Annotated in this window: 2 protein-coding genes; both read left to right on the top strand. The window is 58.8% G+C overall.

Annotated features, from left to right (window positions below; genetic code table 11):
* The first annotated feature begins 727 nt into the window (after positions 1–727).
* Positions 728–1,402 (top strand): reverse transcriptase domain-containing protein, encoded by a 675-nt coding sequence (locus AWB67_RS35215; RefSeq protein WP_235025541.1) that lies wholly within the window; start codon positions 728–730, stop codon positions 1,400–1,402.
* Positions 1,403–1,714: 312 nt separating this feature from the next.
* Positions 1,715–3,448: recombinase family protein (locus tag AWB67_RS35210; RefSeq protein WP_143328466.1), on the top strand; the 1,734-nt coding region annotated here is incomplete at its 3' end.

Below are 3,448 nucleotides of genomic sequence, written 5' to 3'. Positions count from 1 at the left end.
TAACAGGGGCACCGCCCCCGACCGTTGCGCGTAAACGTCAGGCCGCCGCGCCGCGCCCGGATATATGCAACAACGCCTCGGGCATGGCGACACCTTATACGAGATAGGTGTTGCACTTCGCTTTTGATAGCGCCAGGCGAAGCCTGGGATTGGGGGAAGTCGTAGGTGACAGAAACCAGTCATTGGAGTCCAGAGGGTTCGACGCGCTCCCGGTAAAGGCTAACCACCAGCCGGAAGCGAGCCTTGCATGCGAGTGCGGTAACGCACTACTTGAAGCGTAGGCAGCGGGTATTGAAGCCGTGTGATTGAGCCTCGATATGAAGCAACCGTTGGTGTCTTCATTTTTCAAATTGTGGGGACAGTATTGTGCGAGCCGTAATGGTGAGGCCCGTCAGACCAACCGGGGTCCGAGAGCAGGGCAAAGGTACGAGGATGGATTCCCCAGGAACCTGGGAGGTCCTGTGTTCGACCAATCTTACGTGGCCCTGAGGCGCGGGGCGATATAAACAGGGCCATACCTGCGGAACTCTCCGCTGCAGGGAGCAAAACGTGGAGAAGAAGGATTGGAGCGAAGAAGCGAATCCATAAGCGACTTCGTATTCGGCACAGGAAGTCTTAGCGCCCTCGTAGTACTGATGACGCCGGGGAACGCCGCTCAAGCGGACCCGGTCGATGGGAAGGGGGGCGTCGTTGTTGCAGAATCGTTCATGGGAAACACGGAGGTGCTTTGAAACCTGAAAGCGTGTCAACGAAACAGGAACGAATAGCCATGCTGGCCAGAAGTGATCCCGAGATGGCGTTCACCTCGTTAAATCATTACATCGACTTTGAGTGGGTGAGGTATGCCTACGACTGTACGCGCAAGGATGGTGCAGTCGGGGTTGATGGTCAGTCCGGAGAGGATTATGCAGTCAATCTCACGCAGAATCTTCTTGGGCTCGTCGACCGGCTCAAGTCAGGCCGATACCGCGCGCTGCCAGTCCGTCGGCATTTCATCGCCAAGGCGGACGGCAGTCTTCGTGGGCTCGGCATTCCCGCTTTCGAAGACAAGGTGGCGCAGCGCGCCATTGTTATGCTTCTGGAGCCGATCTATGAACACGACTTTCTCGACTGTTCTTTCGGTTTCCGACCCGGTCGCAGTGCTCACGAGGCGCTGCGGTCCGTGTGGAAGGGGATTATGTATCGCGGTGGACAGTGGGTGCTTGACGTTGATGTACGGAAATACTTTGACAGCATCGACCAAGTTAAATTGAGAGAGCTTCTAGCCAGACGAGTCACCGATGGCGTAGTCAGACGACTGATCGACAAGTGGTTAAAAGCAGGCGTGCTGGATAACGGGCAGTTGTCTTATCCGGAGCTCGGCACTCCGCAAGGCGGGGTGATAGCCCCGGCAACAACATAGCAAACTCGCGAGTAATATGGGGCCTGCGCATTTCGAGGGAGTGTCTGGCGCCGTGGTCCAGAGGATGTCCTGACGTCGATGCGGTGCTCGTCCTCGAGGCCGTTGCTCCCGCCGACCGGGAGACACATCAATGACACGAGGACGACGTAAGCACTGGCAGGTGCGTCTCGCTTTCGAGCCGAACCGCTTTGCCGGCGAGCAGCTGCAGAAGACGTACGAGCAGCTCAGCCCAATACACGCACGCACCACATCGCCGGAGCGGGTTTTGAAGCTGGCGTCACCGAAACGAACGGCTACCAGGCGGGGGAAACAATGAGCACCGCTGCAATGATCGCTCTCTACGCGCGGGTATCCTCGGAACAGCAAAGCAAACGCGGCACCATTGACAGCCAGATCGCGGCATTGAAGGAGCGCATTTCGGCTGACGGCGCGCAGATCGTCGACGACATGTGTTTTATTGACGCCGGCGTGAGTGGCGCGACGCTGATCAGACCACAGCTGGAGCGCCTCAGGGACTGTGCCGCGATCGGAACGATCGATCAGTTGTACATCCTGTCGCCAGACCGGCTGGCGCGCAAATATGCGCACCAGGCGCTGCTGATGGAAGAGTTCTCAGGCTGCGGCGTCCAGGTGGTGTTCCTCAATCACGCGATCGGTACGACGCCGGAAGAGTCTCTGCTATTGCAGATGCAGGGCATGATCGCGGAATACGAGCGGGCGAAGATCGCCGAGCGCCACCGCCGTGGCAAGCTTCATGGTGCAAAACGCGGTAGCGTCAATGTGCTGTCCGGAGCACCTTATGGCTACCGCTACGTCCGCCGGCAGCTCGACGGAACGCCGGCCCGGTACGTGATCGAACTGCCCCAGGCTGCAACGGTCCGAGCGATCTTCGAGTGGGTGGGAAGGGAACGCCTGAGCATAGGGGAGGTGGTACGCCGCCTTACCGAATCGGATACTGTGACGGCGTCGGGCAAGCCGTACTGGGACCGCAGCGTAGTGTGGGGAATTTTGCGTAACCCGGCTTACATGGGGCGGGCCGCCTTCGGCAAGACCCAGTCGCGCGATCACCTGCAGGTACGAGTGCGTGCCCAGCGTCACAGCGCCGACGTGCCCCGAAAGCCGTACTCGACAACACGTACCGACCGGCAGGACTGGATCGAGATTCCGGTGCCGGCGATCGTCAGCGAGGCACTGTTCCAGTCGGCTCAGGAGCAGCTAACCGAGAACCGCAAGCTGGCGCGCCAGAGGCGCGGGAGTGCGCCGCTACGCCTGCTGCAGGGGTTGACGGTCTGCGGCCAGTGCCGTTACGCCTATTACGCAAAGAAAGTGAGCAAGGCTGCAGCCAAGGGGCATCAGCGGGACTACGCTTATTACCGCTGTGTTGGAACCGATGCTTACCGTTTCGGCGGCCACCGCATCTGTGACAATTTCCAGGTACGAACCGACAGACTTGATGATCTGGTATGGCAGCAGGTCGTTGAATTGCTCAGGCATCCGGATCGACTGAAGAACGAATATGAACGTCGACTGGACATGATGGAGCGCAATGAAAAGAATAGCTTCGACACGGCCAGTCTGGAAAAGCAGCGGCTTCAGCTGGAAAAAGGCAAGTCCCGGCTGATCGACAGCTACGCTGACGGCATTATCGACAAGACGGACTTCGAGCCGAAGATACAGCAGTTGAAGAACCGGCTCGAACAGATTGACGGGCAGATGCAGGAATCCCGTCGCCATGGGGTGGTGCAAAGCGAGCTGTTCCTGGTCATCAACCGGCTCGAGGAATTTGCAGACGCCGTCACCGAAAGGCTGGATACGATCGATCTTGAAATGAAGCGCAAGATCGTTCTGGGGCTGGTCAGGCGCGTCGAAATCCACAAGGATGAAATCGTCGTTGTCTTCCGTGTCGACCCACAGCCTCAGGTTCTCGACAGCGAGAATTCGAATGACTCAGGCGACGGAGTGAAAAGTAGGCGTTGTTGCATATATCCGGGCGCGGCGCGGCGGCCTGACGTTTACGCGCAACGGTCGGGGGCGGTGCCCCTGTTA

This window comes from Caballeronia terrestris (assembly GCF_001544515.1).
Classification (GTDB): Bacteria; Pseudomonadota; Gammaproteobacteria; order Burkholderiales; family Burkholderiaceae; genus Caballeronia; species Caballeronia terrestris.
The sequence above is the reverse complement of the archived record's forward strand: the minus strand, read 5'-3'. Positions and strand labels throughout refer to the sequence as shown.